General features: G+C 69.4%; 5 protein-coding genes and 1 pseudogene. All 6 read right to left on the bottom strand.

Annotated elements, in window-relative coordinates; translation table 11 throughout:
* On the bottom strand, nt 1–362 hold a 362-nt coding region (locus V6M46_RS08100), incomplete at its 3' end, for a GTP-binding protein (RefSeq protein WP_332663598.1).
* Nucleotides 363–445: 83 nt separating this feature from the next.
* Nucleotides 446–916, bottom strand: coding sequence for a 30S ribosomal protein S7 (gene rpsG, locus V6M46_RS08095; RefSeq protein ID WP_159537223.1), 471 nt, complete (start codon nt 914–916; stop codon nt 446–448).
* Nucleotides 916–1,290, bottom strand: coding sequence for a 30S ribosomal protein S12 (gene rpsL / locus V6M46_RS08090; protein WP_056209459.1), 375 nt, complete (start codon nt 1,288–1,290; stop codon nt 916–918). Before rpsL ends, rpsG begins: the two co-directional genes overlap by 1 nt.
* A 156-nt stretch (nt 1,291–1,446) precedes the next feature.
* Nucleotides 1,447–2,172, bottom strand: a complete 726-nt coding sequence (locus V6M46_RS08085) for a maleylpyruvate isomerase family mycothiol-dependent enzyme (protein WP_332663593.1) — start codon at nt 2,170–2,172, stop codon at nt 1,447–1,449.
* 14 nt (nt 2,173–2,186) lie between these two features.
* Nucleotides 2,187–5,009 carry an FAD-binding and (Fe-S)-binding domain-containing protein gene (locus V6M46_RS08080; RefSeq protein WP_442880475.1) on the bottom strand — a complete coding sequence of 941 codons (2,823 nt, stop codon included), beginning with the start codon at nt 5,007–5,009 and terminating at the stop codon, nt 2,187–2,189.
* Nucleotides 5,003–5,277: pseudogene (locus V6M46_RS08075) on the bottom strand (alcohol dehydrogenase); the annotation flags it as partial. The gene V6M46_RS08080 and the pseudogene V6M46_RS08075, both read right to left, overlap by 7 nt.

The following is a 5,277-nucleotide window of genomic DNA, read 5'->3' as shown; positions in this document are numbered from 1 at the left end:
ACGGTCTCGGACTGCGGCTCGACACCGGCGACACCGTCGAACACGGCGACGGCACCGTCGAGGACGCGCAGGTTGCGCTCGACCTCGACGGTGAAGTCGACGTGACCGGGGGTGTCGATGATGTTGATCTGGTTGTCTTTCCACCAGCAGGTCGTCGCGGCGGACGTGATCGTGATGCCGCGCTCCTGCTCCTGCTCCATCCAGTCCATCGTGGCGCCGCCGTCGTGGACCTCACCGATCTTGTAGTTGATGCCGGTGTAGAAGAGGATGCGCTCGGTCGTCGTGGTCTTGCCGGCATCGATGTGCGCCATGATGCCGATGTTGCGGACCCTGTTGAGGTCGGTGGTGATGTCTGTAGCCACGAGTAGCTTTCCTAAATGAAGTCTTGAATGAGTCTTGGAAGTCTCGTTCGCCCGCGACTAGGCAAGGCGAACACGAGACTCCGTCACCAGCGGTAGTGCGCGAACGCCTTGTTGGCTTCAGCCATCTTGTGCGTGTCTTCACGCTTCTTGACGGCGCCGCCGAGACCGTTCGAGGCGTCGAGCAGCTCGTTCATGAGGCGCTCGGCCATGGTCTTCTCGCGACGGGCTCCGGCGTAGCTGACGAGCCAACGCAGGGCCAGGGTGTTCTGACGCGAGGCGCGGACCTCGATCGGGACCTGGTAGGTCGCGCCACCAACGCGGCGGCTCTTGACCTCGATCGACGGCTTGACGTTGTCGAGCGCACGCTTGAGCGTGATGACCGGATCGGTGCCGGACTTCTCGCGGGTGCCTTCGAGCGCGGTGTAGACGATGCGCTGGGCGACCTGCTTCTTGCCGTCGACCAGAACCTTGTTGATGAGTGAGGTGACGAGCTGGCTCCCGTAGACGGGGTCAGTCTCGACGACGCGCTTCGGCGCCGGACCCTTACGAGGCATTAGCTCTTCTCCTTCTTCGCGCCGTAGCGGCTGCGAGCCTGCTTGCGGCCCTTGACGGCCTGGGTGTCCAGGGCGCCGCGAACGATCTTGTAACGGACACCGGGAAGGTCCTTGACTCGGCCACCGCGCACGAGCACGATCGAGTGCTCCTGCAGGTTGTGACCCTCGCCCGGAATGTATGCAGTGACCTCGGTGCCACTCGAGAGCTTCACACGAGCAACCTTGCGGAGCGCGGAGTTCGGCTTCTTCGGAGTGGTGGTGTAGACGCGGGTGCAGACACCGCGTCGCTGAGGCGAACCCTTGAGCGCGGGAGTCGTCGTCTTGACGACCTTGCGCTGGCGGCCCTTGCGGACCAGCTGGTTGATCGTGGGCACTACAAACTTCCTTCTTCTGACTGGTGTGAGCCATGAGTCGTGATGCACTCGCCACCGTGCGATCCGGCAGGATGCGTGCACCGGCCTGAGTGGTTCAGGCACAGCAGCCAATACTACCGGTCCCGTCCGGTAACTTCCAAACCGAGAGACAGCGGGTCAGGGTGTGGTCGGGCCGTCGAACAGGATACGTCCGTCGACACCCTCGAAGTCGAGCCGCTCGGGGCCCACGCGCTTCCACAGCCCGAGGTAGAGCTCGACCGCCGTGCCGCTGACGGAACCATCGGCGTCGAGCGTCGGATGCAGCTGCAACGGCGGGCCCAGCTCGCCGTCGCCGGGTGCCACGAGCCAGGACTGCTGGGTGTCGGTGGCGACGAGCCGGATCCGCGAGCGTACGTCCGGCCGTTGCCTGCGTGCGGTCATCCGAGGGAAGAACACCTGCAGGACCTCGTCGACGCCATCGGCGGCGACCGACGGCGCCACGCCCCAGTCGTCCTCGTCGATGCCCAGCGCCTGGGCCGCGTCGACCGCGTGCACGGTCGTCTCGTGCATCTGGCGGCGTGACCAGAACGCGGCCCGCTCGTCGACGTACGAGAAGTTGGGCACGGGCTCCTCCGGGCTGACCGCCTGCAGGGCACCCAGCAGCGCCGTCGCGATGCCGGCGTACCACTCGACGATGGGCTCGGTGACCAGCGGTTCGGGGTCCTGGAGCCGCTGGCCGCTGAGCACCGTCGCGGCGGCCCAGCGGTGGATCGTGCCGAGGTGCGTCGTCAGGTCGCGGACCGTCCACCCCGGGCAGGCCGGGACCGGCTCGTTCCCCGTCGCCTTGCCGACCAGCTCAGCGAACCGTGACATGGCCGAGCCGAGCTCGAGCATGTGGTCCATGTGTCAGCTTCCGGTCAGGGGGCGAGGAGTTGTGCGAGGTGCAGCGCCTTCACCGAGGCTAGGTCGTCGAGCTGAGTCCTGCAGGAGAATCCGTCAGCCACAACGATCGTTCCGGCCGCGGCGTTACGAACCGCGGGCAGCAGCTGCTGCTCGGCCACCGCGACCGACACCTCGTAGTGGCCCTTCTCGACGCCGAAGTTGCCTGCGAGCCCGCAGCAGCCGGACAGTCGCTGGATCGTCGCGCCGGTGGACTCCATGACCGCGAGGTCGGCCTCGAACCCCAGGATCGATGCCTGGTGGCAGTGCGGCTGTACGACAAGAGTCGTGCCGGTGAGGTCGGGTGCGCGCCATCCGTCGGTCCGCTGCAGGAGCTCGGACAGCGTGAAGACGCCCCGGGCGACGTCGACGGCCCGGGGATCGTCCAGCAGCTCTACGGCATCCGAGCGCAGGACCGCGAGACACGACGGCTCGAGACCGACGACGGGGACACCCTCGGCGACATACGGATGGAGCTGCGCGACGGTGCTGCCGACGATCGACCGGGCGCGGTCGAGCTGGCCGGTCGTGATCCAGGTCAGTCCGCAGCACGCCGAGCGCTCCAGCAGCTCGACGTGGTAGCCGGCGGCCTCGAGGACCCGCACCGCGGCCTTGCCGCCCTCGGTCGAGAAGAAGTCGGTGAACGAGTCGGCCCACAGCAACACGCGAGGCCCCCCATGGCCCGCGGCCTCGGACGTACGCCGGCGGGCCCAGCGGCTGAGGCTCCCCCGCGCGAACGTCGGGAGGCTGCGACGCTGGTCGACCCCGGCGGCCCAGCGCGCCAGCGAGCGGATGCCGGGCGTACGCAGCCCGAGGTTGGCGAGCCACGCGATCGGCGAGGTGACGCGTGCCCAGAACGGCAGCCGACCAAGGATGTAGTGGCTCCGGGGACGGATGCGTCCCCTGTAGGACTGGTGCAGGACCTCTGACTTGTACGTCGCCATGTCGGTGCCCGTCGGGCAGTCGCTGGCGCAGCCCTTGCAGGACAGGCACAGGTCGAGCGCCTCGTGGACCTCGGGAGAGCGGAATCCGCCGGTCACCAGGCGGCCGTCGATCATCTCCTGCAGGACACGGGCGCGGCCTCGCGTCGAGTCCTTCTCGTTGCGGGTCGCCTGGAAGGACGGGCACATGACGCCGTTCGAGCCGGCGTTGTCGGCGATGCACTTGCCGACGCCCGTGCAGCGGTGGACGGCCTTGCCGAAGTCACCGTCGTCGTGCAGGAGCCGCAGACCGAGCCGGCCGTCGAGGCGGTCCCGTGACGACTCGGGGCCGCGCAGGTCAGCATCGACCGGCCGTGGGCGCACGAGGACGCCGGGGTTGAGCAGGTCGTCGGGGTCGAAGACGCCCTTGACCTGTGCGAACAGGTCGATCGCGTCGGCGGAGTACATCAGTGGCAGCAGCTCGGACCGGGCGCGCCCGTCGCCGTGCTCGCCCGAGAACGAACCCCCGTGCGAGGCCACGAGGGTCGCGGCGTCGAACAGGAACGACCGGAACAGCTCCTTGCCGCCGGACGCGTCGAGCGGGAAGTCGATGCGTACGTGGATGCAGCCGTCGCCGAAGTGACCGTAGGGCACGCCGTCGAGGCCGTTCTCGCGCAACAGTGCGTCGAACTCGCGCAGGTAGGTGCCGAGCCTGTCGGGCGGCACCGCGGCGTCCTCCCAGCCCGACAGCGCCTTGCCGGGCAGGGTGCGAGTCGCGAGGCCTGCGCCCTCCTCACGGATGCGCCACAGCACGGCCTGCTCACGCGGATCGGTGACGACCCGGCTGGCGATCGCCGACGAAGCGACTGAGGCGCGCTGGACGGTGTCGGCGACGAGCCCCGGCTCGTCACCCGAGATCTCGACGAAGAGCCAGCCCTGTCCGCGCGGCAGCTCGGGCACCGAGCCCTTGTGCGTACGGAAGACGTCGACGATGCGGGAGTCGAGGCCTTCGCACGCCGTCGGGCCGAACGGCAGCAGGGCCGGGACGTCGTCGGCCGCCTCGGCCATCGACGCGTACCCCAGCACCAGGACCTGCCGGTGCGGTGGGTCCTCGACGAGCCGGACGGTCGCCGACGTCATCGTCGCGAGCGTCCCCTCCGTGCCGGCGAGGAATGTCGCGACGTCGAACCCGCGCTCGGGCAGGAGGTGCTCGAGGCTGTAGCCGGAGACCTGGCGCCCGAACGTCCCGAACTCGGTACGGATGACGCCTAGCCCGCCCTGCACGACGTCACCGAGCCGGTCGAGCGTCGCCGACTCCGTACGGCCTCCGGCTACGACGGACAGCTCCTCCCCCGCCATCGTCACGACGTCGAGGCCCACGACGTTGTCGGCCGTACGCCCGTACGCCAGGGCCCGCGACCCGCACGCGTTGTTGCCGATCATGCCGCCGACCGTGCACCGGGTGTGGGTCGAGGGATCCGGGCCGAATCGCAGACCCAGCGGCGTGGCCGCCTTCTGGAGGACCGCGTGCACCGTGCCCGGTTCGACGCGGGCCGTGCGCGACTCGACGTCGATGTCGTGGACGCGGTTGAGGTGCCGGGTGAAGTCGATGACGACACCCGTGCCGACCGCGTTGCCGGCGATCGACGTGCCGGCGCCGCGCGACGTCAGGGGCGTGCCGGTGAGCCGGCAGGCCTCGACCGTGGCGAGCACCTCCTCGACGCCGCGGGGGCGTACGACGACCTGCGGCACGACGCGGTAGAGCGACGCGTCGGTGCTGTAGAGCGCGCGGGCCAGCGTCGAGTCGTCGACGTCGGCGACCCCCAGACGCCGGAGCTCAGCGGCGATGTCGGCCGTCACGACCTCGGTCACGGCTACCACAGCTCGATCGACTCGGCGAGGATCGTCGCCACGGCGTCCTCGGTGACTTCGAGCGGGGCGGTCGCGAGGAGGCGTTGCTGCTTCATGGTGCCCTCGACCAGCGAGTCGATGTCGGCGGACGAGAAGCCGACCGCACCGATGCCGCCCCGGATGCCGACATCGCGCATGATCCCGGTCAGCACCTGCGGCAGCAGCTCGGCCGGGTCGTCCGGGCGATCCGCACCGGGCGCGAGCAGCTCGGCCGCGCGGAGGTGGCGCTCGGGCGAGG

Source organism: Aeromicrobium sp. (assembly GCF_036676885.1).
In the GTDB taxonomy this organism is placed as follows: Bacteria; Actinomycetota; Actinomycetes; order Propionibacteriales; family Nocardioidaceae; genus Aeromicrobium.
This window is presented reverse-complemented; position numbering and strand designations above follow the sequence as displayed.